This is a genomic window from Microbacterium sp. Y355 (genome assembly GCF_059445345.1).
Genome location: NZ_JCAIUD010000001.1, coordinates 2,511,142 through 2,536,132, shown reverse-complemented (window position 1 = coordinate 2,536,132; position 24,991 = coordinate 2,511,142). Strand labels below are relative to the sequence as shown.

The window sequence follows — 24,991 nt, the reverse complement described above, 5'->3', positions numbered from 1 at the left end:
CGATGTCAAGAGGTGGCCATGAGAATTTCAGAACTGTCGGCGCAGACGGGCGTTCCCGTGCCGACGATCAAGTACTACCTGCGCGAGCAGCTGCTGCCCGAGGGTGAGCGCAGCGCGCCGACGCAGGCTGCGTACGGCGAGGTGCATGTGCAGCGGCTGCGGGTCATCCGTGCGCTGATCGAGTCGGGGGTGAGCGTCGCCGAGACGCGTCGCGTGCTTGATGCCCTGAACAATCCGCCGGAGAACGCCCACGAGCTGCTCGGTGCTGCGCATGCGGCGGTCACTCCTCCCGTCGACGATTCGCTCGATCTGACCTCGGCGCAGGATGCCGTCGCGGGGCTCGGGTGGAAGCCAGGGATGTGCGATGACGCAGTGCTGCACGACGTCGCCCGGGCGTTGCAAGGGCTGGAGCGTGCGGGCTTCGAGCTGGCACACGATGCGTTGCCGGTGTATCTCAAGAGTATGCGTGCGATTGCGGATGCTGAGATCGCCGGAGTTCCTACGGAGTCGGCTGAAGCGGCGGTGCGTTACGTCGTGCTGGGGTCGGTGCTGGTGGAGCCGCTGTTGCTGGCGCTCAGGAGAGTGGCGCAGCAGGTGGCGTCGGCGGAGCGGTTTGGTGCCGTGGGTGAAGGTGGAGCCTGAGCCGGCACCCGCGTGACAGCGGTCAATGCCGCCAGCGGTCGTGTTCGGCGTCGAACCGTTCCCGGGCGAGAGTGACGTCTCCGAGGTGAGCGGATGTCCACAGGAGCAGCGAGTCGACGAGGTCTTGCAGCGTCTGCCCGAAGTCTGAGATCCGGTACTCGACGGCGATCGGCCGCGTATCAATGACCACGCGCGCGACCATCCCGTTGCGTTCCAGCCGGCGCAGGGCCGTCGTCAACGACTTCTGAGAGACGGCGGGGATGGCCCGCCGCAGCTCATTGAAGCGCCGAGGCTGTTCACAGAGCCGGTCGAGGATCAGCAACGACCACTTGTCGAGCACCTGGTCTAGAAGCTCGCGGTGCTCATCGGAAATCTGAGTGTCGGGGGCCGCGGTGGTTTCGTCCATGAAACCTAGTCTCGTTGAAGTGTCCTTCGAGCACTAGGTATAAAAAAGATACTTGATTGCTGAAGATGAAAGCAGGTATCTCATGACTGTCGATCTGATCACCCCGGAGGGCATGTTCCAGCCGGTTCCGTACCACCACGTCTCCGTCAGCTCGGGGCGCCGCCACGTGAGCGTCTCTGGCCAGATCGCGCGTGACGAGCATGCGAACAAGCTGTCGCCGGGCGACTTGGCCGGCCAGTTCGCCCACGCGCTGCGCAACACCGCACGCGGGTTGGCAGGCGCCGGAGCGAGTTTCGCCGACGTCGTGCGACTGCGGGTGTATGTCATTCCCACGGACGAGACGATGTATGCAGACTTCATGCGCGGGCTCGAGAGCGTCGTGGAAGAGCTCGGGATTCCGCAGCCCCTGCCGCCGCTGTCGGTCATCGGGGTGAACTACCTGTTCGAGCCGGATGTGCTCGTTGAGGTGGAGGCCGACGCCGTGCTCGACTGAGAGGCATCCAGTATCGCTTGTCAACGTCGAACGCTCCCGCCTGTCGAACGCTCCCGCCTGTTGGCGGGGGCGTTCGTTGGGCGGCGCTGACCAAGTGATCGGACTACGCTGGCGGCATGGATGCGGATGCAGCGGCCGAGGGTGATCACGAGGCAGCGGGGAGCAGCCTCGATAGGAACTTTCTGCAGCAGGCGGTGAGGCTGGCGGTCGATAACGTCGCCGACGGCGGTGGCCCTTTCGGCGCCCTGGTGGTGCGCGACGGTGAGATCATCGGCGTTGGTCAGAACAGGGTCACGCGCGATCACGATCCGAGTGCGCATGCTGAGGTGATGGCGCTTCGCGCGGCGGGGCAGCACATCCGCGACTTCTCGCTGGAAGGCGCGACGCTGTACTCGTCGTGCGAGCCGTGCCCGATGTGCCTGGCCGCATCGCTGTGGGCCCGGGTCGATCGTGTCGTCTACGCTGCCGACCGCCATGATGCCGCGTCTGGCGGTTTCGATGACCTTGCGTTTTATCGCCTGTTCGAGACCGAGCGCTCCGAGTGGGCGGTGCCGGTGGAATCGCTGCGGATCAGCGAGGCGGCGGCTCCGTTCGAGCAGTGGCTGAGCACGGAGGCGCGGACGGAGTACTGAGCCGCCGCCTCTGGCAGCCTCTTGGCTAGCGGCGGATGCTGCGCAGTTAGGCTTGATGCATGGAGAAGAGCAGCGTGTGGACCATCGTCGGTGTTGTCGTCGCCGTCATCATTGCGTGGACTCTCGTCAGCGTTCTGTTCAGCGTGCTGTGGTTCATCGCTAAGCTCGCCGTCGTGGCTGTGGTCGCTGTGGTGGTGTTCCTGGTGCTGCGCGGGGCTTTCAGCAAGTCGGAGTAGCGGCGAGAACCCCGGCAATGACGGACGCTGGCTTGATCAACAGGCCGTGCTCAGGCCCGAGTCACGCCCGCAGCAGCGCCCGCAGGGTCTGGATAGTGTCGGCCTCCGCCGCGGTCTTGTCGGGACGGTAGCCCTTGACGCGGGCGAAGCGCAGGGCGATGCCGCCGGGGTAACGGGGCGAGCGCTGCACGCCGTCGATCGCGATCTCGACGACGAGCTCGGGGCGCAGGAACACGGCATACGGACTGCGGTGGGTCTCGTACTCGGGAAACGTTTCGGTCTGCCACTGCAGCAGCTCGTCCGTGAGTCCCTTGAAGGTCTTGCCGACCATCACGAACCCGCCGGGTTCGCCGAACTCGCCTTGGGGGTCGTGGGCGCCGAGGTGCAGGTTCGAGAGGAGCCCATGCCGGCGCCCTGACCCCCATTCCGCGGCGAGCACCACGAGGTCGTATGTCAGAACCGGCTTGACCTTCACCCAGGACTTGCCGCGCCGCCCGGCAGCGTATGGCGATCCGATGGCCTTGACGAGGACGCCCTCATGCCCGGCCGCGAGTGCCTCGCGGGACAGCTGCTCCGCAGCATCCGGATCGTCCGTGACGATGCCAGGCATGCGCCAACCGCCAGCGACCTTCTCGAGTTCGGCGAGGCGGACGGCGAGGGGCTCGTCGATGAGGTCGCGACCGTCGACGTGCAACAGGTCGAAGAACCAGGGCCGAAGCGCGACGTCACGGGTAGCATCAGCGCCGAAGCGCGACATGGTCTCCTGGAACGGGCGCGGTCCACCGTCCTCATCGAGTGACAGCGTCTCTCCGTCGAGAATGAGGTCGCGGGCGGGCAGGCCGCGCACGATCTCGACGATCTCGGGGACGCGGTGGGTGATGTCGGCGAGGCTGCGGGTGTAGACGCCGACGTCGTCGCCGTGCCGGTGAACCTGGATGCGGGCGCCATCGAGCTTGTATTCGACGGATGCCTCGCCGGTCAGCTCGAGCGCAGCGGTCGGCGTAGCGGCGGTGGCCGCGAGCATCGGCAGCACCGGCCGGCCGACCTGCAGGCTGACCGCCTCGAGTTGCTCGGCACTACCGGTGAGCGCGAGGAGGGCGGTCTCGCCGAGATCTCCCGACAGCATCGCGGCTCGGCGGACGCTTGCGGATGGGCGGCTCGACGCGCGGGCGATCGCGTCGAGCAGCACGCCGCCGAGCGCGCCGGTGCGCAGTTCACCCAGCATCGCGCGGGCGAGAAAGTCCCACTCCCGGGCGGTGGCGCGGGAGGCGAGGTCGGTGAGCAGGCCGGTGCGGACTGCCGCCGAGCCAGACCCGGAAGCGCCGGCGAGCGCGTCGAGCGCATGGTCGACATCGGCGATGGCGAGGGTTGGCTCGGCGGCATGCGAGACGTCGAGCGCCGTGATGCCGCGCCATCCGACGCCCAGGCGACCCTGGCGAGGAGCGGCGAGCAGAAGCCCCGTGATTACAGGGATCTCGTCTGGCTCGGCGCGTTCGAGCAGCCGGGCGAGAGCGTCGGTCTTCGCCAACCGCGACGACGTGGCCGCGACCGTCTCAGTGGTTTCCGCCAGATCGGAGAGCTCCATGTTGGCATTCTTGCACCGTGGTCGGACGTTCAAGCGGTTGGTTTCCGCTCACCTCAATACCGGGCCAGTGCGGATGCCACTACACGATATCCCCCACGAACAAAAGGGGGTGTGCTGTTTCCGCCGCGTGTGTAGCCTTTGGCATACCAAGTGACAGGCGACCTATCGGCGGGGGCTATGCGAGGTCAATTCAGTAATTCGAAGAGCAAACGTCGACGGTTGTTGTCGGGTGGTGTGGCCTTTGCGCTCCTCGCGGGTGGGGCGACTGTCAGCACCGCCGTGCAGACGGCTACCGCTCCACCGGCCGCTGCGGCCGCGGCAGGAGAGGTGAACCCTTTCACGTCGACGGGCGGGTTCACCGTCTACGCCCGGGAGAACGCCGTCCTCGGCAACGACGAGCTCGAAGGCTCGCTCGCTGTGGGTGGGACACTCACGGTGACGGAAGCTGCGACCTACGCGATCCTGCACGTCGTAGCCGGCACCGGCGCGTACACACTGCCGACCGTCGACGGCGATCCGACCCGCCTGCTGATCGGGAATTACGACGACTCGGCCGCCAACGTCGGATCGATCAACATCACCAACGCCGGCCGCGAGAATGTGCCGGCCCCGGGAAGTCCGGAGTCCCGAGGCACCCTGAAACTGGTCGACCGTGAGATTGCTCCCTTCACGACTTCTGCGCGCGGAGACAACTGGGTGCGTATGTCGCTCGGCGGTGCGCCTCCCCTCATCGATGCCACCGCGCAGTCCTACCCGGCCGACGCCGCCCCGCCTAACGGATCGAACACGTCGATCTTCACAGAGCAGACCGAGTCGGACACCGTGCAGGTCGTTGCGGACTACGTGCGAGCGAACGAGGACGCCCTGATCGAAGACATGGCTGAGTGCTTGGCCATTGTCACGGACCCGACCGGGCAGGACGCATGGCACGTGGGGGTCGCTGAGGATGTCGGTGCCCGCAAAGTTCTGGGAGCACTTGCTTCGGACCGCCCGAACGTCGTGGCGTACGAGGACATCGCGGGCGCGGAGCTCTTGCAGTTCAGTACAGAGGTGCGGCCGGGCGCTGCCAATCCACTGATTATCAAGGTGCCTGAGGGCACGACCAACGTGCAGGGGCTGCGGATCGATCCAGCCGGCGAATACGCGCCGTTCACTCTGTGGGACCTTTCCGCGGTTACCGGCGAGGTGACCGTTGCGAACACCGGCGCCCGGATCGAAGGCTCGGTCTACGCACCTTTCGCTGACGTCACGGTTGACGCCGCGCCGCTAGAGGGCCAGGTCTTCGGCAACAACGTCCACTTGCTCGGCGGGGAAGTTCATTCCTACCTCTTCGCTTCCACGATCACGTGCGGCGAACCGCGCGGCACCTTCCAGATGCGCAAGGCGCTGGAGGGCATCGGCCTCAGCGATCTGCCCGAGGGCACGGAATTCCCCGTTGACTGGGAGGCGATGCTTCCCGACGGGAGCGTCGAGACCGGCACAATTCAGTTGCCCGCTGACGGCACCGCACGGGGTCCGGAAGCGCTTGATGGCACAGGATCGGCAACAAGGGCAACCTTCCCGATCGGCACGGAAGTGACCTTCACAGAGCGCGAGCCGGACCCGGTGCCTGGATGGGACTGGTCGGGCTGGTCTACGGATCCGCTGTCGGTGACCATCACCGATGCCGGTGACTCGGTTGTGGATGTGACCCTCACCAACACTGCCGTACGGCAGACGGGAACCTTCGAGGTAGCCAAGACGGTTTCTGACGGCTCGCCCGCGCCGCCTCTGTTGCCTGAGGGCACCGTCATCTCAGTGACCTGGACCGCCGATCGCCCCGACGGCGGCGCCCCAGACTCCGGCACGCTCGAGCTGGTCGCCGCTGCCGATGGGACATTCGCGACTGCCGGCCCGGTGGACGATGCAGGCGATCCCATCCAGTTCCCCGTGGGCACGCAGGTCACGCTGGCCGAACCGAACCTCCCTGCTCCGCCCGCCGGATTCGCCTGGGCCGGATCGTCGTGGAGCCCAGACTCGACGCTCACCATCGATCGCGCGGGCGAGGTCGCCAGCGTGGTGCTGACGAACCTACTTGAGCCTTTAGGCGCGGAGACAGCCTTCACAGCCCTGAAGGTGCTCGACGCTGAAGGCGAGGACATCCCGATCTTCACGATCGAGTACACGTTCGATCCGCCAGGCACCGACCCGCGCTCCATCGAGCAGGCGGAGATCGCAGTCGGCGAACCGGTGAGAATCGCCACGACTCCCGCTGGTGACCCGATCCCCCCAGGCACAACTGTCTGGGTACGGGAAGCCGGATTCGAACCGGGTGACCAAGTATGGGAGGAGCCGGTCTTGTCCGTCGGTGGCGAACCACTCACTGAGATCGATGAGGACGGCTTCTACGCCCTCGCGCTCGTCGACGGTGACACCGTTCAACTCGAGGCGACCAACGTCGGACGGCTCCCCACCGGCTCCTTCACTCTCGAGAAGAACCTCAATGGTGTCGAGCCCGCGGACGTCCCCGACGACCTTGAGTTCACCGTGGCGTGGACGGCTACCTTCCCGGACGGGTCGACGGTGGCGGGCACCACGACACTCGCAGCGGGCGATGGCGCTGTTCCCCCCACCGACGCCGACGGCGAGCCGCTCACCTTCCCGGCAGGTACGACAGTGACCTTCGATGAGACGGAGCTACCGGACCTGCTCGGCTGGACTTGGGGACCGGCAACGATCGATCCCGGAACAATCACCGTCGCGGGAAACGCGACCGCAGGGGTCACCGTGACCAACACCGCGGTGCTAGCTCAGGGCACCTTCGAGGTCAGCAAGGGGCTCAGCGTCATTGACCCGGACGAACTGCTCGCGGAGTCCTTTGCCGTCGACTGGACCGCTACACTCCCCGGTGGCGCGAGCGCTGCCGGTACGATCGAGGTCCCCGCTGACGGGACGGTGGCGGGGCCGGGAAGGCAATTCCCGGTAGGCACCATGATCGAACTCACAGAGCGAGAGCTCCCCGAGGGCGCGCTTCCTCCGCTCTATGAGTGGGGGACGCCGCAGTGGTCCCCGGGAACCAGCGTGGTCATCGCGGAAAACGCCGAGACCGTGCAGCTCACGGTCACGAACACGGCAGTACCAGGCACGAGCGTGAGCGTTGAGAAGAGGTTGGACGACGCGACTGGCGGTGCGCTCCCGCCCGACGTCAGATTCCCCGTCGAGTACGCCGTTCTCGACGCCCTCACCCCGACGCGTGCCGAAATCACCCCTGGCGAGCCGCTCGTCCTCGACCGTGTCACAGTCGGGTCCGTCATCCAGATTCGTGAACTCGAACCGCCCGCGATTGCGGACGTCGACTGGGGCATCCCGGTGTGGACACTCGGAGATCAGGTACTCGAACCCGATTCGGACGGGTGGATCGTGGTGCAGGCGGAGACGACCGAGGCGCTGGGGCTGACCCTCACCAACGCTGCATCCCTTGCCGAGCAGGGGGAAGGTGAGGGGGGCTTCACGGTGGCGAAATCGCTTGAAGGGATCGATCCTGCGGATCTTCCCTCCGACGTCGTCTTCGGGGTGGAGTGGGCCGCGCAGTTGCCTGACGGTACCTCGCGTACGGGAACGCTTGAAGTGCCCGCCGACGGCACGGCCGTTGGGCCGACGCAGGACGGCGCTCCGGTGACGTTCCCCGTTGGTACGGCGATCACATACACGGAGGTCGTTCCGGAGGTCGACGGCATCGAGTGGGAGTCGAGCACGTTCTCGCCGGACTCCGTCGAGATCGCCGACGACGGTGCGACAGTGGCCGTATCGCTGACGAACACGGCATCCCGTGCGGAACCGGGGGAAGGTGAGGGGGGCTTCACGGTGGCGAAATCGCTCGAGGGGATTAGCGCTGCGGATCTTCCCTCCGACGTCGTCTTCGGGGTGGAGTGGACCGCGCAGTTGCCTGACGGTACCTCGCGGACGGGAACACTTGAAGTGCCCGCCGACGGCGCGGCCGTTGGGCCGACGCAGGACGGCGCTCCGGTGACGTTCCCGGTGGGTACGGGGATCACGTACACAGAGGCTGTTCCGGAGGTCGACGGCATCGAGTGGGAGTCGAGCACGTTCTCGCCGGACTCCGTCGAGATTGTCGAAGACGGTGCGACAGTGGCCGTATCGCTGACGAACACGGCAAGCACCACCGGGCCTTCGCCAGGAGGAGCGCTTCCCGCTACCGGCTACGACGGCTCCTGGCTATTAGCGGTGGTCGGGGCGGCGCTACTGACCCTGGGTTTGGCACTACGGCGAAGGTCACGCGTCGACGAGGCGTGAGCGTCGACTCATCGCGACGAGCGGGTAGGACGTTCGTGGCGCGTCGGGAGAAAGAAGCCCACCGCCTAGCGTGCGGTGGGCTTCCCGTCTGCGGCCCACGCCACACCCAAGGCGAACAGTGTTGAAACGCCGTACTGCTCCATCGCTGCCGCAATACGGCGCCGACCGGTTCGCGGGTTGATCCCGAGGCTGCGAGATGCGGCGTCGAGAGTGACGCCCTGCTTCATCAGTGCAAGAAGGGGCGCCCACGGCTGCTCCGCACGGCCGATCGGCTCCGCGCGATGCCAGAGCTCGAGGAACAGGCTGCGGCCCAGCTCGGCGAGGGACGCGCTACGGACACCGACCACGCTGGACGGCCAACCCTCGCCCCATTCGATCGGCAATGCGAGCACGTCGCCGTCGATCCAGAACCAACTCGGCAGGTCGTCGAGAAGGCGGAATTCCACCCCGACGGCGGCGTAGCGCTCGGCGGCCGCCACGAGCCGTGGTTCCTCTGCAACCGAACGCGGGAGAAGGGATCGCACCGATTTCTTGCCGGCGAACATCTCCGCGAAACGGCTGGCGCGCGCGGGATCAGTCTGCAGGTAGCGGCCGAGATCGGGGAGCACTCCCCAGGCGGTGTCGCTCTTATCCTGCGCGATCTCATACCAGAGGTCTTCTGCCGCAGTCGGCCCGTGTCGTACGAAAGCGGGAACGATATCGCCGGATGCCTCGCCCACAGCCCAGTGACGCAGCAGAGCCGGGAGGTCTGCGACGAGCGCCTCGATTCGCGAGGCAGCCTCGTTCGTCGTCTGCCGCATCGCACGCAAATCGCGTTCGACGACGTCGGCCGTCCACATCGCCGGCGTCGAGTACGCGATCGTGTCATCGCGCACCGAGATCGCACCTTCTCGCGCGAGACGCGCAACGGCGTCGGCGGCCTCGCCCTCATCCGCGTGCGCGGTGCTGGCGAGCTCCGCTACCGTCTGAGGTCGGCTGCGGTAGATCAGTTCGAGCAGTGCCCTATCTTCCATGTTCACCTCCGGAGTGTTTGTAGACACCATCATGGTGCATGTGGCCGCATCCGGACGCCCTCTTGAGGCCGTGGCCGGAAGCGGGGGTTGTCTTGTCCGCTTCTGTCCACGCAGACTGATTGTCTGGGGAACGGGATCCATGGCTTCGTTGGGGCGTAAGAAGCCATGGATCCGCTCACAGATAACTAACCGAAGGCCGCGACATGAACGTCATGAGCAGCACCAAGGGCATCACACGCGTTGTCGCTGTCTCGGCGGTGGCAGCACTCACGCTGGCAATCACGGCGTGCACCGACGGGACGACCGAGGAACCGTCGCCCTCGAGCGGGCTCGCCGTCGCACTCGGCGGAAACCCCGGCCAGGACGTCGTCGAGCTCTACACAGATCGCGACACGGCAGTGGCTGCAGCCGTCGACGCGCTCCCCGAGTTCATCGAGAAGGCGCTCGAGCAGACCGGAGTGCCTGGTGCGGCAGTGGCGGTCGTCTCAAACGGTGAGGTCGTGTTCGAAGAGGGATACGGTGTGCGCGACGTGACGACGAAGGAGTCCGTAGACGTCGACACCGTGTTTCAGATCGCGTCTTTGTCCAAGCCCCTCTCGTCGAGCATTGTGGCCAAGGCGATCACCGAAGACGCCAATCTGTCCTGGCGAAGCGTGGGGAACGGCCTTCCCCATGGCCGCCCGCCACGCGCCGTCACTTACTGCGGTGAGTCGACACAAGTCGGCCCACCGCGGCATCCGATTCAGCGCGTCACGTCAGCCGGCGAGAACGTCGACTTGCCGAGCGCCTCCTGCGCGCGCCGATACGTCTCTGGCGTGAACCCGGCCGCTTCGAGGCCGATGGCGCGCTGGGCGTATCCGAACCCGTCCGGGATCAGGCCGGCCTCGAGCTCGGCCGTGCGCTCTGTGCGTAGCTGCGAACCAGGATGCACGAACCCGCGCGGTTCGTACTGATAGAGGTTCCAGCACCACGCGAGCGCTCGGCCCCGAGTAAATCCGGCCCAGTCGCCGCGTTCGACCTGAATGTTGGCATCCGAAGCCGAGAGCGCGCTGCGTACGTTCGCCCATCCTCGTTCGCGGCGCTGGTTCGCCTCGTTCTGCGAGGCGATCACCATCGACTGCTCGATGGCGTCGAGCTCGGCCCCGACCTGTTCGAGGGTGAGGATGACATCGCCACCAGCGGTGGAGCGGGTGAATCCCGACGGCCGAAGTGAGCTCAGATAGTCGCGCCGCGCGGACTGGAGGTAACGCTCGTTGCCGCTGCTTCCGGCGGCGGTGCTGTCGCGGAGACCGAGTCGGTACCACCACAGATCCCGTGAGTGATCGGCATGGATAAAGGTGTTCTCGCTCATCAGAGCATCCCTTCATGGGGAGGGCTCGCGCGTCGCGAACCCATCGACTTGCCCGAACACGTCTGCGTCGGACCGGTTCTTCCCCTGGGGCACCCCGCTCGATGGAGGAGGGTTGCCGTGCAGCCGGCCAGGTACCTCTGGCTGCAACTCTTGAACCTGAAATGGACTGTAGCAGGGAGCCCAGACATCACTCCACGCTAGACACGTCCCAGCTCCCGCCACCCAATCTCACTCCCCGCGATCCGCCGTCCGGCCTCATCCGCAGCAACCGGCTCCCCAACATCTGCCCCGGCGGCCAGCGACACCACCGAGTGCACGATCGTCTCCGCGTACACATGGACGAAGTTGTATCCCTGCGCAGCATCCTGCCCCCGTGTCGCACCGACCGGTTGCGCAAGGTCCTGCCCATATGCACTCGACGATGCCACCGCCACCGGGATGCCGGCGAACGTACCGAACGACGGGTGATGCACGTGCCCGGAGAGGATGCCGCGCACATCGGTCCCGCGAAGAACAGAAGCGAGCCGCGACTGATCACGCAGCTCCACCGTTACTGCCAGATCCAGCACCGTCGGCAGCGGCGGGTGGTGGATGAGCAGCAGTGTGCCGCCCGGAGCAGCCACCGACAGCTCCGAGGCCAACCACGCCAGCTGTGCATCGTCGATCTCGCCCCAGTGCGCACCGGGGACAGTCGAGTCCAGCACGATCACGCGCAGGTCGCCGAACCAGCGCACCTCGGTGACGGGTGCATCCCCCGAGGCATCCAACAGCTCCGCCCGAAACGCCGCCCGATCATCATGATTGCCTGCCGCCCACACGACCTCGCACCCCAGCGCCTCCGCCGCCGGCTCGACCAGCGCCCGCAACCGCCGATACGCGCTCGCGTCCCCGCGGTCGGTCAGATCCCCCGTCATCAGTAGGGCATCCGGCCGCAATCCACTCGCCACCAACCGCGACAGGACGAGTGACAGATTCGAGTCGGCATCCGTCCCGCTGCCGTAGAGCGGCGACCGCTCACCCGGCAGATGCGTGTCGGAGATGTGCACGAAGGTGTGCGACGGACGGGGGTATTCGGTAAGGATCATTCGTCTTCCAAGTCAGCAAAAAGTAAGTCGTTGAAACGCAAGTCAGCGGACGGATGCGGCCGTCGTCCCGGGCACGAGAGTCCCCTCGAACGAACGCCGCACCGTGCCATCCGAACCTGAGGTCAGCAGCTTCTGCATGGTCTCGACAGCGGCAGCGGCGACGTCCTCCACCGGAATCCGCACGGTCGTCAGCCCCAGCAGGTCGGCCCCGGGCAGGATGCCATCGCACCCCGTGACACTGACGTCTCCGGGCACAGACAGACCAAGAGCGCGGGCGGCCCGCATCACGGCGAGCTGTCGGTAGTCCGATGCGCACATCACCGCGGTCGCCCCATCGCGCACAGCGGACAACGCCTCAGAAACTCCGTCTTCCGGGCCGGCGGCGGTCGACACCAGAGTCACCGATGCCCCTGCATCCTTGAGCGTTTCCTGCATCGCCGTCGCACGCAGGTGTTCGGGATACGACACCTCCGCGCTCGCAGCCAACACCACAACCCGACGGTGCCCGAGCGACAGCACATGTGACGCCAGCATCCGCCCGTGACCCGGATCGTCGTAGTGCGCGGTATGGATCCGGTCCGCCGATTCCACCCGGCCAGCACGCACGATCGGCACCTGATCGGCGAATGGCTCCAGCTGCGCGGCGGTGATACCACCCGTCGCCACGATCAGCCCCGCCACCCGCATCCCGAGGAGGCGATGCAGCGCACCAACCTGCTCCGCGCCCGCAGGGTCGGCACCGATTGTCACGGTCACGAGATCGAGCCCTCGGCGATGCGCCTCGTCCTGCAGCCGCGAGAACAGCAGCCCGTACGCGGGGTTGCTCGCATCGCGCAGCATCAGGCCGACGGTGCCTGTGCGCCCGGCGGCGAGCTCGGCCGCCATCGTGTTGCGCACGTATCCGAGCCGCTCGGCCACCTCGAGAATCCGGTCTCGCGTCTCCTCAGAGAAGCGACCTTCACCCTTCAACGCGCGCGTCGCGGTCGCCCGCGAGACTCCGGCTGCCGCTGCGACATCACTGATCGTGACGCGCAGCGCTGGGGTGCACTCAGTACTCATGCGGTCCGCGACTTTCGTCGACGGGGCGAGCCTGCCCGTGATCCTCGTCCATACACGAGATACATCGTGGCACCCATGATGACCATCAGCAGCACCGTATAGACGAACGTGATCGGCATCGCGTCGAGATTGTTCTCGCCGCGCGTGCTCTCCTGGATCGCCACACCCAGCGGCTGGAACAGCGGGTGGTACAGGAAGATCGCCGCGTCGTAGTCGTCGAGCAGGCTGTTGAAGTTCAGCGCCGTGATCGCCGCCGCTGTCGGTAGAACGAGCGGGATGAGCACCCGCCGGAATGCCGTCAGCGACCGGGCGCCGAGAATGCGCGAAGCATCCTCCAGTGAGTCAGGAACGGACGCAAAAGAAGCCTTAAGTAGCCGCAGCGTGAACGGGATCTTCACGCAGATGTAGGCGATCAGCAGCAGCACGGGCGTGCCGGTCAGCACGATGTTGCCCACGATCGCCTGCGGCTTGTCGAACGTCATCACCAGAGCGAGCGCGATGAGGACGATCGGCAGGATCCACGGAATGTGCAGCACGTACTCGATCGCGGTCGTGAAGATGTTCCGATGCTTCTGCAGCACCCGCGCGACGAACAGCAGACCGACGACGACGATCACCGACGCGAGCGCGCTGTAAACGACGCTGACGATGAACGGGCGGATCGCCTCCGCGCTGCTGAACACGGTGATGTAGTTGTCGAGTGTGAAGCTGTCGAGTGTGATGGTGCCAGCCAGGATGCTCCGCGCATCCACGAATGAGAACACCGCGATCAGCACCACCGGAATCAGGTAGATCACCCAGAGCGCGTACGCGATCACGTGCACGACGACGTTTGCGAACGGGTTGCGGATCGCCTGCTTCTGGATCGGCGTCGCCACCTTAGCGACCGAGAAGTAGACGCCCGACTTCTCTGCCCGGTTCATGATCGCAAGCAGGATGATCGTCGCCACACCCAGCACGATCGCGAGGAGCGCGGCGATGTCGCGTGTGATCGGGCTGCGTGAGAGGTCGATGATGAGCGGCGCGACGGTCTGGAAGTCCGGGCCGCCGAGCACGAGCGGTGCGGTCAGCGCGCCGAGACCGATGAGGAACGTGAGCACTGTGACGGCGAAGAGCATCGGCTTCATCACCGGCAGCACGATGCGGCGGAGGATCGTCCATGACGACGCCCCCATGAGCTTCGCCGCCTCGATCGACGCGTAGTCGACCTTGCCGAGCGACGACGACAGGAACAGCATGTGGTTCGTCGTGGTAGCGAAGGTCATCACGAACGCGACCGCGAAGAAGCCGGAGAACCAGTCCCGGTTCATGTCGGGCCACCAGTTGACCATCATGTTCGTGAAGAACCCGAACCGGCCGTAAATGAAGTTGTAGCCCGCGGCGAGCACGATGCCGCCGTAAATGAGCGTCGTCGCGTACCCGAGCCACAGGACCTTCGCCCCGCGGATCTTGAAGTACTGCGTCACCAGCACAATGAACACGCCCACGACGTTGACGGTGATCGACAGGGTGATCGCGAGCAGGAAGCTGTTGCCGAGTGTCTTCAGCGCGCGCTCGCTGCCGAGCAGCTTCTCGACGGCCCGGATGCTGAACTGCCCATCCGGAAAGAACGTCGTCCCCAGCAGTGCGGCGTTCGGCAGCACGAGGAACGCGGCGGCGAACCAGATGACGGCGATGCCGGTCACCCACGCCATCGGCGAGCGGAGCATCGCGCGGATGCTGCCCGGTTTGCGGTTCTTAGTGTCCTTATTGTCTCGGGCTGCGGATGCCACGCCTGTCAGCGCACCCACCTCGCCGGGCAACCCCGCCGATGGCGGAGGAACGGGCCTCTTCGGATCGGCCATGTCAGGCCGCCGGGTACTGCAGGATCCAGCGCGGGTCGACGTCCACGCGTACGGCGTCGCCAGCGTCCCACTGGTGCGCGCTCGCCCCGGCCGGGACGCTCACCCGGAGCGTGGTGTCTTCGGCCGCAACCGTGTAGACGCTGTGACTGCCGTGGTAGGTGCGATCGATGACGGATCCGTCGAGGGATGCCGCAGCATTGGACGCCGTGTCGGGTGCCGCCAGGTGCAGCTTCTCGGGTCGGATGTAGCTCTCTGCCGTTGCATCCAGAGCCGTTGCATCCGGCCCGCCGCCGAGGCTGATCAGCACGGCGGGCGTGAGGCGGTTGTTCTCGCCGATGAACCGGCAGACGAACGGGGTACCGCTGCGGTCGTAGATTTCCTCAGGGGTTCCGACCTGCTGGAGGTGTCCGGCGTCCAGCACCGCGATGCGGTCACTGAGCGTCAGCGCCTCTTCCTGGTCGTGCGTGACATAGACCGTGGTCACGCCGACCTCGTGCTGCAGTTCTTTGAGTTGTTCTCGCAACTGCACGCGGAGCTTCGCGTCGAGGTTCGACAGCGGTTCGTCGAGCAGCAGGATGCGAGGGGTGAGGACGAGCGCGCGGGCGATGGCCACGCGCTGCTGCTGTCCACCGGAGAGCTCCGACACATTCTTGTCGAGCTGGCTCGCGGCCAGGCCCGTGCGATCGGCGATCGCGTCGACGCGGCGGGTCTGCTCGGCCTTCGAAACCTTCGTCGCACCCTTCTGCACCGTGAGTCCGAACGCGATGTTCTCGCGCACGTTCATGCTGGGGAAGAGCGCGTAGTTCTGGAACACCATGCCCACTTCGCGTTTCTCGCTGGGCACGCGCGTGACGTCGCGACCGGCGATGAGAATGCGCCCACCGGTCGGCTGGACGAATCCAGCGAGTGCGCGGAGGGCGGTGGTCTTCCCGCATCCGGACGGACCCAGGAGGGTGAAGAACTCACCCTCCTGGATCTCCAGATCGAGGTGCGAGACCGCGCGGTGCTCACCGAACGCGACGTCGACATCTTCGAATCGGATCATGGTGTCTTTCCGAGTGTCTTCCTGATTGTCGTTCTCGATCAGCCGACGTACTCGAGCGTGACCTTCTCGACCCACGGGCCGAGGTTCTCGCTCAGGAAGCCGAAGTCGATGTCCTGACGGGGGAGCGACTCCATCAGCTCGATGACCTCGGGGTTCGCCTCGGCGACAGCGCCCTCGTTCACGGGCATGGAGTTGAACTCCGCCGCAAAGGCACCCTGCACCTCAGCGCTGCCGAACCAGTCGATGAACTCCTGCGCCACCTCGTCATTGCCAGACCCGTTGATTGGCGCGATCTGCTCGGTCACGTACGGGACGCCCGCTTCCGGGACGATGATCCCGGTCGTGGTGCCGTACTCCGCGTCGCGGGCGGCGATACCGCTGGACGGCAGCACCGCGTAGTCGATCTCGTCGCGGGTAATGCGGGCGTACGGGTCGGTGCCTTCGACGGCCGGTGAACCGTTCGCGTAGTAGGACTCGACCAGGCTCCATCCGTCGTCGCTGACGCCGAGGTCGCCGGACTCATCGAGGTTCTCGGTCAGGATGCCGGCGAGCACGAGCTGCGGGGTGGCCTGACCAAGGGCCGGGTTCACCTCGAAGCGACCCGCGTAGGCGGCGTCGGTGTAAAGCTCCTCGAGGGATGTGGGTGCGTCGGTGATGCGGTTCTCGTCGTAGACCGTGACGATCGCCTGCTCGACGAGAGGCCAGTAGGCGCCGTCGGCCGGGTCTCCGGCATCCTCAGGGACCTCGCCAGACCAGCTGGGCTCGTAGGCGACGATCGCCTCTTCGCTCTTGAGCTGCTCGAAGAACATGTTGTTGAGTCCGAAGACGACATCACCGACCGGGTTGTTCTTCTCCGCGATGATGCGGTTGGTGAGGTCGGCGCCGCCGAGGCCGACGATTTCGATCTCGATTCCCGCGTCAGCGGCCTGCTCGGTGATCCACTCGCCGCGGCCGTCGCTGTTGGAGTTCGTGTAGACGATGAGGGTCTCAGCCGGACCCTCGGTGCCCGTGTCGCCGCCGGTGCCAGCGTCGGGTGTTTCTGCGCCGGCTGAGCAGCCGGTGAGTGCGATTGCTGTAGCCGCCGTGATCCCGATGAGGGACAAGCGCTTCTTCCGCATGTCGACCATGTTCGTCCTTTCTCGCCTTTGAGGTGGTGTCGGGTCTGACACTACCCCTGAATTGTGGTGAAGGTACAAAGATTTTGCTTGTTCTTAGCCGCGGTCGCGCGGCCGCACTCAAGATACGACGTCAAAGTGAACCCACGAACACGGTGAGATGAACGGCGGGGTCGCGAGACGAGGCCTTGCGGGTGATCCGCAAGCGCACGGAGAGGGTAAAAATGCAGAATGCACGTTAAAGTGACAATGAATCTTGCATAATCACCAGAAATCATCTGGTGTCAGCGCGCAGATTGACTTTCGATTTGGTGCGACACGCCGTGTGGCGGATACTCGTCGCATCTGAGCCACTCGTCCTCGTACCGGAATCCCTCATGAATTCAGCCCACGCCCTTGCGCCCGAAACGACCATCGCCGTCATCGGCGCTGGTCGCCTCGGTGGTGTGCTCGCGGGGGCGCTTCGTGAGGCGGGCGTCGCCGTTCACGGTCCGTTGCGCCGGGGCGAGGAGATCCCCGCGGTCGACATCGCGCTGCTCTGCGTCCCCGACTCCGCGATCCCCGAAGCCTCCGCCACCGCCCGCAGTCACGCCACTCGAATCGGCCACGTCTCCGGCGCCAGCTCGCTCGACGACGTCGACTTCAGCATCCATCCACTGCAGACGTTCACCGGCACCGAGTCGTCCGACGTCTTCCGCGGCATCGGTGCCGCCGTCGCAGGCCGGACGGCGGCGGACAAGAACGCCGCAGAACAGCTCGCCCGAACCCTCGGCGCCCGCCCCTTCGAGATCGACGATGCCCATCGCGCGGGCTACCACGCTGCGGCATCCTTCGCCTCGAACTTCGTGCTCACCGTGCTCGACGCCGCCGAGCAGCTCGCATCCGCCGCCGGTATCCGAGGCGACGAAGCCCGAAACCTCCTCGCTCCACTCATAAGCCGCACGGTCGACAACTGGCAGGGCCGGGGCGCTGCGGCATCCCTCACCGGCCCGATCGCCCGTGGCGACGATGCAACGGTCGCCCGCCAACGCGCAACCGTCGCCGAAGGCGTCCCAGAGTTGACGCCCCTCTTCGACGAACTCGTCATCGCCACCCGAGCAGTAGCCACCCGAGCAATAGCCCGCCAGGAGGTGACGGCATGAGAATTCTCCGCACGATCCCCGAGATTCGCGCCGCCGTTCGCGAAGCCAGGCGCGCAGGCCAGAGCGTCGGCCTCGTTCCGACCATGGGCGCTTTCCACGAGGGGCACCTCTCCCTCATGCGCCGCGCACGCAAGCAGAACGATCTCGTCGTCGTCTCGCTTTTCGTCAACCCCACCCAGTTCGGCGCGAACGAAGACCTGAGCGCCTACCCGCGCGACGAGCAGGCCGACGCCCGGCGAGCTGAGGCCGAAGGCGTCGACATCCTCTTCGCCCCCGCCCCTGCTGAGATATATCCCGAGGGCTTCGCCACGAGCATCCACGTCTCGGGGGTCACCGAGATGCTCGACGGCGCAACCCGGGGACCGCACCACTTCGACGGCGTCGCGACAGTTGTCACGAAACTGTTCGGCATCGTTCGCCCGGATGTCGCCTACTTCGGCCAGAAGGACGCGCAGCAGATTGCCGTGGTCCGTCGCGTCGTGCGCGACCTCGACCTCGACGTCCGCATCGAAGCCTGCCCGATCGTACGCGAAGCCGACGGACTCGCCATGAGCTCACGCAACGTTTACCTCGATTCCGCAGCCCGTGTGCAGGCGACCGCCCTCAACCGTGCGCTCGATGTGGCCGCGGCGCTGTATGAGCAGGGGGAGCGCGACAGCAACGCCATCCTTTCGGCGGCACGCGAAGTACTCGACGCAGCAGGCATCACCCCCGAATACCTCGAACTCCGCGATGCGTCGAACCTGCAAACCGTCACCCGTATAGAAGATGACACCCTCCTCGCCGTCGCCGCCCGTGTGGGAGCTGCCCGACTGATCGACAACCACATCCTGAAAGGGAGCGTCTGATGCGCCGCACCATGCTGAAGTCGAAGATCCACCGCGCGACCATCACCGGCAGCGACCTGAACTACGTCGGCTCGATCACCATCGACCCCGAGCTGCTTGAGGCCGCCGACATTCTCGCGCACGAGCAGGTGCACGTGGTCGACGTCAACAACGGCGCACGCTTCGAGACCTACACGATCGCAGGTGCTCGCGGATCCGGCGTGATCCAAGTCAACGGCGCCGCCGCCCGCCTCGTGCACTCGGGAGACACCATCATCGTCATCTCCTATGCCGATTACTCGCGCGAAGATCTGGAGACCTACGAACCGGTCGTCGTGCACGTCGACCGCGCGAACGCGATCATCCAGGTCGACGACGTCGTCGATCGCCTTCTGACCGGTGCCCCTTCTTTCGCAGGAGCCGACGCATGAGCGTGCACGCGACGACGCGTAAGCGCGTCACCTTGGCGAGTCTTTCCGAGAAGAAGGATGCCGGCGAGCCGATCGTCATGGTCACCGCCTACGACCACCCCAGTGCGCAGATCGTCGAGGCTGCTGGCGTCGACATCGTGCTCGTCGGCGACTCGGCCGCGATGACGGTGCTCGGTTATGAAAGCACCGTGCCCGTCACCGTCGACGAGATGATCATGCTCACCAAAGCCGTGCGACGGGGGTTGTCCTCGCCGCTGCTCGTCGCCGACCTGCCGTTCGGTTCGTATGAGGCATCCGATTCGTTGGCGATTGCCACCGCACAGCGCTTCGTCAAGGAGACCGGCTGCGACCTCGTGAAGATCGAGCGCGGCGGCACCTCGGTCGATCGTGCGCGCGCTCTCGTCGCCGCGGGAATCCCGGTTGTCGGCCACGTCGGCCTCACCCCGCAGACCGCCACCGCCCTCGGCGGCTACCGCGCGCAGGGCCGCACCGCCGACGCGGCGCGCGCGGTGTGCGAAGACGCGCTGGCCCTGCAGGATGCCGGATGCTCACTGCTCGTCATCGAAGCCGTGCCCTCGGAAGTCACCGCCGCGCTCATGCCCTTGCTCGACATCCCCGTGATCGGGATCGGCGCCGGAGCGGATGCCGACGGCCAGGTGCTCGTCTTCCACGACCTGCTCGGGATCTATGCCGGCGGGGCAGCAAAGTTCGTGAAGCGCTACGCGGATCTGCGCTCGGCCGCTGTCGATGGGGTCTCGGCGTATGCGGAGGAAGTGCGGTCGGGGGCGTATCCGGCGCCGGAGCACGGGTACTCGATGCCGGCCTCAGAGGCTGCAGAGTTGCGGGAGATGCTCGCCGGGCGGTGAAGCGCAGGAGACCGACGGCCTGCTCGATCGTGCGCGCTGCCTGATGGATAGGCTGTCCGCATGCTCACCCGTGCCGAGGTCGATGACCGACTCGCGCAGGATGCGCACCCACCACGAGTGATCCACAGCGGACAGGCGCTGGTCGACTTGGTCATCGAAGTGGCGGATCTCCCCGCGCGCGGACAGAACCTCATGGCCGATTCCGTCGGAGAGTTCGCCGGCGGCTCCGTCACAGTGCTGCTCGCGGCGGCTCGTCTCGGCGCCCAGTGCCTGCATGCCGGATCGATCGGGACCGGTCCATACGGTGATCTAATCCGTGAGGCGCTGGATGCCGACGGCATTGCAGCATCCGCCCCGCAGGTAGCCACGCAGGACACCGGAGTGTGTGTCGTGCTGCTCGAACCCACCGCAGAGCGCACTTTCGTCACGACGCTGGGCGCCGAGCGCGAGATCACAGTCGAGTCGCTCGCGAGCGCCGACGTTCAACCAGGCGACCTCGTCTGCGTCACCGGATACTCGCTCGCCGTCGAGCAGACCCGCGATCCGATGCTGGCCTGGTTGGCGTCCCTTCCCGAGGATGCGGTCGTCGTCCTCGACCCGGGGGCGGCGTTCGCTGAGCTGCCCGCCGACGTGCGCGACACGATGCTCGCCCGCACCGACGTGTGGACCGGCAACGCCGAGGAGGCGACCGATCTGCTGGCCGCGCTGTCTGTTCCGGTTGAAGCATCGTCCATGCCAATCCAGGCATCCGAACGCGAGATCGCGGCCCAAGCCCGCGCACTTGCTCCGCTGATGCGCGCCGGGGCGGTCACCATCGTTCGCGACGGCGCCGAAGGGTGTGCGGTGCATGCGCACAGAGAGAGCGTCTACGTGCCGGGCTTTCCGCAGACTCCCGTTGACACCAACGGAGCCGGCGACACCCACACCGGGGCGCTGCTGGCAGGCATCGCCGACGGCTCGACATGGGTGGATGCATGCCGACGCGCCAACGCCGCGGCCGCCATCAAAGTCACCCGTCGTGGACCGACGACGGCTCCGACTGCGGATGAGGTCGAGGAGTTTCTCCGCGGGAGGTGAAGTTCCTCTGCTGGTCCGCCTCAGCCAACCCCATTCGCATAGCCTCCCGCTCCCCGGCATCCCACGGTCCAGACGCAGTCAGCGGAATCTCGGTCATGAAGCGACGCCCGCTCTCGGGTATCCGATCGGCGACCAACTGCGGGTTAGCGGAGGCCGTGGCATAGAGATCCGGCCCATCGGCGTAGAACAGATCGCAGACCACGAGGCGGCCATCGGCTCCGCGCATCACGTTCGACGGGTTCTGGTCCAGGGGTCCGCACCACGGCAGTTCCTGCAGCGCTCGCTCGTGGATGCGGCGGACGATGTCGACCAGTTCGGAGACGGCCTCGTCGCGGTTCTCGATCGCACGGTGAAACTCGACGGCAACCTGCTCGTCCACAGCCTCGAGCCACTCCATCACTTGCAGATCTCCGCCGCCGGCGAGGCGCCGATGGGCGAAGAGTTGCGGCACCCGGCGTGTGTGCGCCGCCTCGTGATACAGCGCCGCCGTGTACGGACCGGTCGGGTCGAACGGGCTGATGCGCACCGCCATGGTGCCGTCGGGAGAGCGCAGCGCGATCGCCCAGTCCCCGGCGCCGCACGGCGTCCAGCCGGCCGCTGCGAAGCTTCGCTCGGCGTCCAGGTGCGTGGCATCCGCCGCAAGCGCGTCGACGATCTCGTTCATGTCACCAGCCTCCGCTCCCGCAGCCCATCGATCGCCAGCACGGCGAAACGTCGCGCAGCGGTCTCGCGGGCACCCTCGTCCACTGCAGCGAGCCCGCGTCCGGTGAGCAGGATGAGGATGAGGTCGTCGATGACGAAGTCGCGACGCAGCTCTCCCGTGGACTGGGCGCGGTGGCCGAGATCCTCGAGCAGTCCCAGCAGTTCTCGTCGATGCTCCGCGAATGCGGCCGCGGCCGGGTCGACGGACATGAACGCGTCGACGAAGCCGCGGTTGCGAACGTTCAGCGCGGTGAGGCGTTCGATGACCGAGGTGAAGCCGCGCCACGGATCTTCGTCGGCGCAGCCATCCACAACCACCGCGCGGCACGACTGGAGCTCGACGGCAAAGGCCTCGTCGACGAGCACCTGCCTCGTGGGAAAGCGGCGGTACAGAGTCGCCGGTCCGACCTGGGCGCGGCGTGCGATCTCGCGCATGCCGACATCGAGGCCGCGCTCGGCGAAGAGGCTGCGCGCCGCCGTCACCATGCGGTCGCGGTTGTCCTGCGCATCCGTGCGGAGTGCCCGAGTCATTTCGGGGCTCATTCCTCTCACTTCGCGTTAGTGGACGGGGGCGTCCACTAACGTCTCCAAGGTACCGGAACCAGGCGATGAACGCGCCGGCCAGCCGGCTGGCGGACGTGCCGACGAATCGGCAGACGAAGAGGAGCAACCCTGTGCGAGCGATGACGATCCAGCGATTCGGCGACCCAGACGGAATGGTGATGAAAGACGTCCCCAAGCCGAGTCCTGCAGCGGATCAGATGCTGATCGAGACAGAGGCGATCGGCGTCGGTGGTGTAGACGCGGTGATCCGTCGCGGCACGCTCGGCTCGGGGTTTCCGATCGGAATGATCCCTGGCAGCGAAGTCGCAGGCATCGTCAGTGAGGTCGGTGCAGACGTGGATGACGCCTGGATCGGCCGGCGCGTATGGGCGTTCACCGGCACTGGCGGCGGATACGTCGAGCACGCGCTAGCCCGGGTCGGTGGCGTGACGCCGATCCCCGGCGGGGTGTCGTCCATCGACGCGGTGACTGTCGGCAGCGCAGGGCCCGTCGCGCACTTCGCCCTCGCCCACGCGCATCTCGCCGCAGGCGAGACGGTGCTGGTGCGCGGCGCAGCAGGCAGCATCGGCATCGCTGCGATCGAGCTCGCCGCCCGCGTCGGAGCATCCACCATCGCCGTGACGACGTCATCCGAAGAGCGAGGCCGCCGGCTGCGTGAGTACGGAGCGACGGAACTGCTCGATCGAGAAGGGTCCGGCGGCACGACAAGCGCCTTCGACGTGATCATCGACATCGTCGGCGGTGAGCAGATCCCCGCGTTCATCGATCGACTCGCACCCAACGGCCGTCTCGTTATCGTCGGAGCGGTCGCCGGGTTCCCGCCCGCCGACTTCGGTATGCGCCTCATGCAGGGCTTTCAGCAGTCCAGATCGGTCGCCACGTTCAGCCTGGACTCGATCTCCGCCGAGAGAACGGATGCTGCCAGGGCGGAGCAGTTCGCGGCAGTGGCCAGAGGCGAACTGCATCCGGTCGTCCACGCCGTCATGCCCCTCGAGGAGGCAGCCGAGGCCCATCGTCAGATGGATTGCGGCGCTGCGTTCGGCCGCATCGTCCTCGAGCCCTGAGTCTCGAGCCCTGAGTCCCGAGCGCTGAGTCTCGAGCCCTGAGGCGGGGCGGATGTCAACGTCCGTGACCGCCCACGGTTCTTCGGCACGCTCGATAGCGGGCCAGGTCTATGAAGCCTCGCCGGACCGCCGCCGTGTCGCAGACCGCGGCGGATTCGCGCGCAGGCGGCCGCTGACCTGCGTCATCACCCGGGCGAGCACTTCGACGAAGGACCGATCACCGGCAAGGTCATCGTCATCCCTTGATCGGGTCCGCCCAGACCTAAAGCAATGGCCAGTTCAGGGCGACCGAGGCCTTGGCCGCAAGTACGCGGGCGTTCCGATGGGTGAGCAACTGAGAGAACGTCGGAGCTTCGGGGAAGGCATCCGTCGCGTCGGTGAAAAGCACCACCATCGGGGTCAAGGTCATCGTCGACGGGGCGTAGAGGCCGTCGAGTTGCACCGAGGAACGCAACTGCGCGTGGATCTGCTGCGCCCACGCGCGAGTGGTGGATTTCGGTGCGGCGTGCAGAGACCCGGATGCTCCATTGCGTGTGGACCAGCCCTGCGTAAGGTCGAGTAGTCGTAGTGGACGCTGGGAGAACCACGCGCTGATGGCTCTGTCGGCGCTGAGGCGGATGCGCCGACGATTCTGAAAGACCTCGGCGAACGCGGTCGTCGGGTCAGTTGCCACGTAGGCGACACCATTGCCGGGGTGAATGCCCGGTGGTGGTGGCTGTGGCTCCCACCGTGACTGTGGCAGCGGGCCGTACTCGCGCAGACCGTTCCAGGGTGTTGGGTGGTTTCCGCGAACGGTGTGGATGCGGAACAGAGGTTGATCGACGGCGAGGATGCGTACGTCCGATTCTCGAGACGTGAGCGGACGCGGTGGAATGCGAGGGTTTTTCGCCGTCACTCCCAGCTCCGACCGTCCGCGAGGGAGACAACTTCAGCAATGCTGCCACCACCCGCGAGCCACTGTGCCGGAGTCATGTTTCGCAGCGTCTCCGCGCGTCCCTCCATGAACTCAGCGACCTCGAGCGGGTGATAGTCGTCCGGAAGCGCGCTGATGACCTCGCGCAGCCCGGGAAGGGCGCGGTTGTCCACGAATTGCCAGCTCGGAAATCGGTGGTGAGAACCGGGGGTGGGCTTCACCGAGTACAGGGCGCCATCAGTGACAGCGCGACGGACGTTGGCTGGCGCCATCTTCAACATCGTGGCGACATCCTGGGTGGTCAGCGATGTGCGCTGTACTTCGACTGAGGCGTGGGCGCGGTTAGCGGCAATTGCAGCATCGATGCCGCTGACGGACTCTTCGGCGAGGTCCAGATCAGTGACGCCTGCGTACGCCGTCAGGAAGTCGCGATCTGGCTGAGTAGTAGGAGCGGAAGCGTCACCGAGGTCGGCAAGAAGATCGATGAGGTCGCGGGAATTGATATGGAGTTTGCGGCGCGAGATCGCCTTCGCGGCGCGATCCTCGAAGTCGTGAAGGGCGAGCGATTCAATCGTCATGCTCATGATGATACGCCGTATCTTAGCG

General features: G+C 66.2%; 24 protein-coding genes, 1 pseudogene and 1 riboswitch. Of the genes and pseudogenes, 12 read left to right on the top strand and 13 right to left on the bottom strand.

The genetic code is table 11. From position 1 onward, the window contains the following. Positions 1-18 precede the first annotated feature (18 nt). The gene (locus AC1C2O_RS12165; RefSeq protein WP_495430697.1) at positions 19-642 is read left to right on the top strand and encodes a MerR family transcriptional regulator; all 624 of its coding nucleotides are present in this window, start codon (positions 19-21) and stop codon (positions 640-642) included. Positions 643-664: 22 nt separating this feature from the next. On the opposite strand, the gene AC1C2O_RS12160 is transcribed toward AC1C2O_RS12165, so the two are convergent. Continuing rightward, positions 665-1,048, bottom strand: coding sequence for a winged helix-turn-helix transcriptional regulator (locus tag AC1C2O_RS12160; RefSeq protein WP_495430696.1), 384 nt, complete (start codon positions 1,046-1,048; stop codon positions 665-667). 82 nt (positions 1,049-1,130) lie between these two features. On the opposite strand from AC1C2O_RS12160, the gene AC1C2O_RS12155 reads away from it, so the two are divergent. The 3 genes from AC1C2O_RS12155 to AC1C2O_RS12145 all read left to right on the top strand — a co-directional run bounded on the left by AC1C2O_RS12155 (position 1,131) and on the right by AC1C2O_RS12145 (position 2,409). Then, complete coding sequence (locus AC1C2O_RS12155) at positions 1,131-1,541, top strand: RidA family protein (protein WP_495430695.1); 411 nt, start codon at positions 1,131-1,133, stop codon at positions 1,539-1,541. Between the two features lie 116 nt (positions 1,542-1,657). Further along, on the top strand, positions 1,658-2,173 hold the full coding sequence (locus tag AC1C2O_RS12150; protein WP_495430694.1) for a nucleoside deaminase: 516 nt from the start codon (positions 1,658-1,660) through the stop codon (positions 2,171-2,173). A gap of 59 nt (positions 2,174-2,232) precedes the next feature. Beyond that, entirely contained in the window at positions 2,233-2,409 is a 177-nt protein-coding gene (locus AC1C2O_RS12145; protein WP_495430693.1) for a hypothetical protein, read from the top strand. A 61-nt stretch (positions 2,410-2,470) separates the two neighbouring features. Here AC1C2O_RS12145 and AC1C2O_RS12140 read toward each other — a convergent pair whose 3' ends face one another. Continuing rightward, positions 2,471-3,994 carry an ATP-dependent DNA ligase gene (locus tag AC1C2O_RS12140; protein ID WP_495430692.1) on the bottom strand — a complete coding sequence of 508 codons (1,524 nt, stop codon included), beginning with the start codon at positions 3,992-3,994 and terminating at the stop codon, positions 2,471-2,473. Between the two features lie 234 nt (positions 3,995-4,228). On the opposite strand from AC1C2O_RS12140, the gene AC1C2O_RS12135 reads away from it, so the two are divergent. Beyond that, on the top strand, positions 4,229-8,287 hold the full coding sequence (locus AC1C2O_RS12135) for a DUF5979 domain-containing protein (protein WP_495430691.1): 4,059 nt from the start codon (positions 4,229-4,231) through the stop codon (positions 8,285-8,287). 65 nt (positions 8,288-8,352) lie between these two features. Here AC1C2O_RS12135 and AC1C2O_RS12130 read toward each other — a convergent pair whose 3' ends face one another. After that, positions 8,353-9,306 carry a hypothetical protein gene (locus tag AC1C2O_RS12130; RefSeq protein WP_495430690.1) on the bottom strand — a complete coding sequence of 318 codons (954 nt, stop codon included), beginning with the start codon at positions 9,304-9,306 and terminating at the stop codon, positions 8,353-8,355. A 197-nt stretch (positions 9,307-9,503) separates the two neighbouring features. Here AC1C2O_RS12130 and AC1C2O_RS12125 point away from each other — a divergent pair. Further along, positions 9,504-9,920, top strand: a pseudogene (locus tag AC1C2O_RS12125) (serine hydrolase); the annotation flags it as partial. 122 nt (positions 9,921-10,042) lie between these two features. Here AC1C2O_RS12125 and AC1C2O_RS12120 read toward each other — a convergent pair. The 6 genes from AC1C2O_RS12120 to AC1C2O_RS12095 form a co-directional block, all read right to left on the bottom strand. Continuing rightward, complete coding sequence (locus AC1C2O_RS12120) at positions 10,043-10,651, bottom strand: hypothetical protein (protein ID WP_495431765.1); 609 nt, start codon at positions 10,649-10,651, stop codon at positions 10,043-10,045. A 39-nt stretch (positions 10,652-10,690) separates the two neighbouring features. Further along, a riboswitch (SAM riboswitch) is annotated at positions 10,691-10,807 on the bottom strand. Positions 10,808-10,848: 41 nt separating this feature from the next. Beyond that, positions 10,849-11,736 (bottom strand): phosphodiesterase, encoded by an 888-nt coding sequence (locus tag AC1C2O_RS12115; RefSeq protein ID WP_495430689.1) that lies wholly within the window; start codon positions 11,734-11,736, stop codon positions 10,849-10,851. 42 nt (positions 11,737-11,778) lie between these two features. Next, positions 11,779-12,795: a LacI family DNA-binding transcriptional regulator gene (locus AC1C2O_RS12110; protein ID WP_495430688.1), complete on the bottom strand. Its 1,017-nt coding sequence runs from the start codon at positions 12,793-12,795 to the stop codon at positions 11,779-11,781. Continuing rightward, positions 12,792-14,639: an ABC transporter permease gene (locus AC1C2O_RS12105; RefSeq protein ID WP_495430687.1), complete on the bottom strand. Its 1,848-nt coding sequence runs from the start codon at positions 14,637-14,639 to the stop codon at positions 12,792-12,794. Before AC1C2O_RS12105 ends, AC1C2O_RS12110 begins: the two co-directional genes overlap by 4 nt. A gap of 1 nt (position 14,640) precedes the next feature. After that, positions 14,641-15,684: an ABC transporter ATP-binding protein gene (locus tag AC1C2O_RS12100; protein ID WP_495430686.1), complete on the bottom strand. Its 1,044-nt coding sequence runs from the start codon at positions 15,682-15,684 to the stop codon at positions 14,641-14,643. A 38-nt stretch (positions 15,685-15,722) separates the two neighbouring features. Next, positions 15,723-16,811, bottom strand: coding sequence for an extracellular solute-binding protein (locus AC1C2O_RS12095; RefSeq protein WP_495430685.1), 1,089 nt, complete (start codon positions 16,809-16,811; stop codon positions 15,723-15,725). Positions 16,812-17,176: 365 nt separating this feature from the next. Here AC1C2O_RS12095 and AC1C2O_RS12090 point away from each other — a divergent pair, with 365 nt between their 5' ends. Genes AC1C2O_RS12090 through AC1C2O_RS12070 form a run of 5 tightly spaced genes read left to right on the top strand, consistent with a single transcriptional unit; the run spans position 17,177 to position 21,142 of the window. Beyond that, positions 17,177-17,941, top strand: a complete 765-nt coding sequence (locus tag AC1C2O_RS12090; RefSeq protein WP_495430684.1) for a DUF2520 domain-containing protein — start codon at positions 17,177-17,179, stop codon at positions 17,939-17,941. Beyond that, positions 17,938-18,789, top strand: coding sequence for a pantoate--beta-alanine ligase (gene panC / locus AC1C2O_RS12085; protein ID WP_495430683.1), 852 nt, complete (start codon positions 17,938-17,940; stop codon positions 18,787-18,789). Before AC1C2O_RS12090 ends, panC begins: the two co-directional genes overlap by 4 nt. Then, complete coding sequence (panD, locus tag AC1C2O_RS12080; RefSeq protein ID WP_495430682.1) at positions 18,789-19,199, top strand: aspartate 1-decarboxylase; 411 nt, start codon at positions 18,789-18,791, stop codon at positions 19,197-19,199. Before panC ends, panD begins: the two co-directional genes overlap by 1 nt. Next, complete coding sequence (panB, locus tag AC1C2O_RS12075) at positions 19,196-20,065, top strand: 3-methyl-2-oxobutanoate hydroxymethyltransferase (protein ID WP_495430681.1); 870 nt, start codon at positions 19,196-19,198, stop codon at positions 20,063-20,065. The genes panD and panB overlap by 4 nt, the downstream gene beginning before the upstream one ends. A gap of 60 nt (positions 20,066-20,125) precedes the next feature. Next, entirely contained in the window at positions 20,126-21,142 is a 1,017-nt protein-coding gene (locus AC1C2O_RS12070) for a PfkB family carbohydrate kinase (RefSeq protein WP_495430680.1), read from the top strand. Here AC1C2O_RS12070 and AC1C2O_RS12065 read toward each other — a convergent pair. Continuing rightward, positions 21,075-21,806 carry a hypothetical protein gene (locus tag AC1C2O_RS12065; RefSeq protein WP_495430679.1) on the bottom strand — a complete coding sequence of 244 codons (732 nt, stop codon included), beginning with the start codon at positions 21,804-21,806 and terminating at the stop codon, positions 21,075-21,077. The genes AC1C2O_RS12070 and AC1C2O_RS12065 overlap by 68 nt on opposite strands. Further along, positions 21,803-22,375, bottom strand: a complete 573-nt coding sequence (locus AC1C2O_RS12060; protein ID WP_495430678.1) for a TetR/AcrR family transcriptional regulator — start codon at positions 22,373-22,375, stop codon at positions 21,803-21,805. The genes AC1C2O_RS12065 and AC1C2O_RS12060 overlap by 4 nt, the downstream gene beginning before the upstream one ends. Positions 22,376-22,527: 152 nt before the next feature. Here AC1C2O_RS12060 and AC1C2O_RS12055 point away from each other — a divergent pair, with 152 nt between their 5' ends. Beyond that, entirely contained in the window at positions 22,528-23,472 is a 945-nt protein-coding gene (locus AC1C2O_RS12055) for a zinc-binding dehydrogenase (RefSeq protein ID WP_495430677.1), read from the top strand. Between the two features lie 262 nt (positions 23,473-23,734). Here AC1C2O_RS12055 and AC1C2O_RS12050 read toward each other — a convergent pair whose 3' ends face one another. Further along, complete coding sequence (locus AC1C2O_RS12050) at positions 23,735-24,367, bottom strand: RES family NAD+ phosphorylase (protein ID WP_495430676.1); 633 nt, start codon at positions 24,365-24,367, stop codon at positions 23,735-23,737. Continuing rightward, on the bottom strand, positions 24,364-24,963 hold the full coding sequence (locus AC1C2O_RS12045; protein WP_495430675.1) for a helix-turn-helix domain-containing protein: 600 nt from the start codon (positions 24,961-24,963) through the stop codon (positions 24,364-24,366). Before AC1C2O_RS12045 ends, AC1C2O_RS12050 begins: the two co-directional genes overlap by 4 nt. Positions 24,964-24,991: the final 28 nt, after the last annotated feature.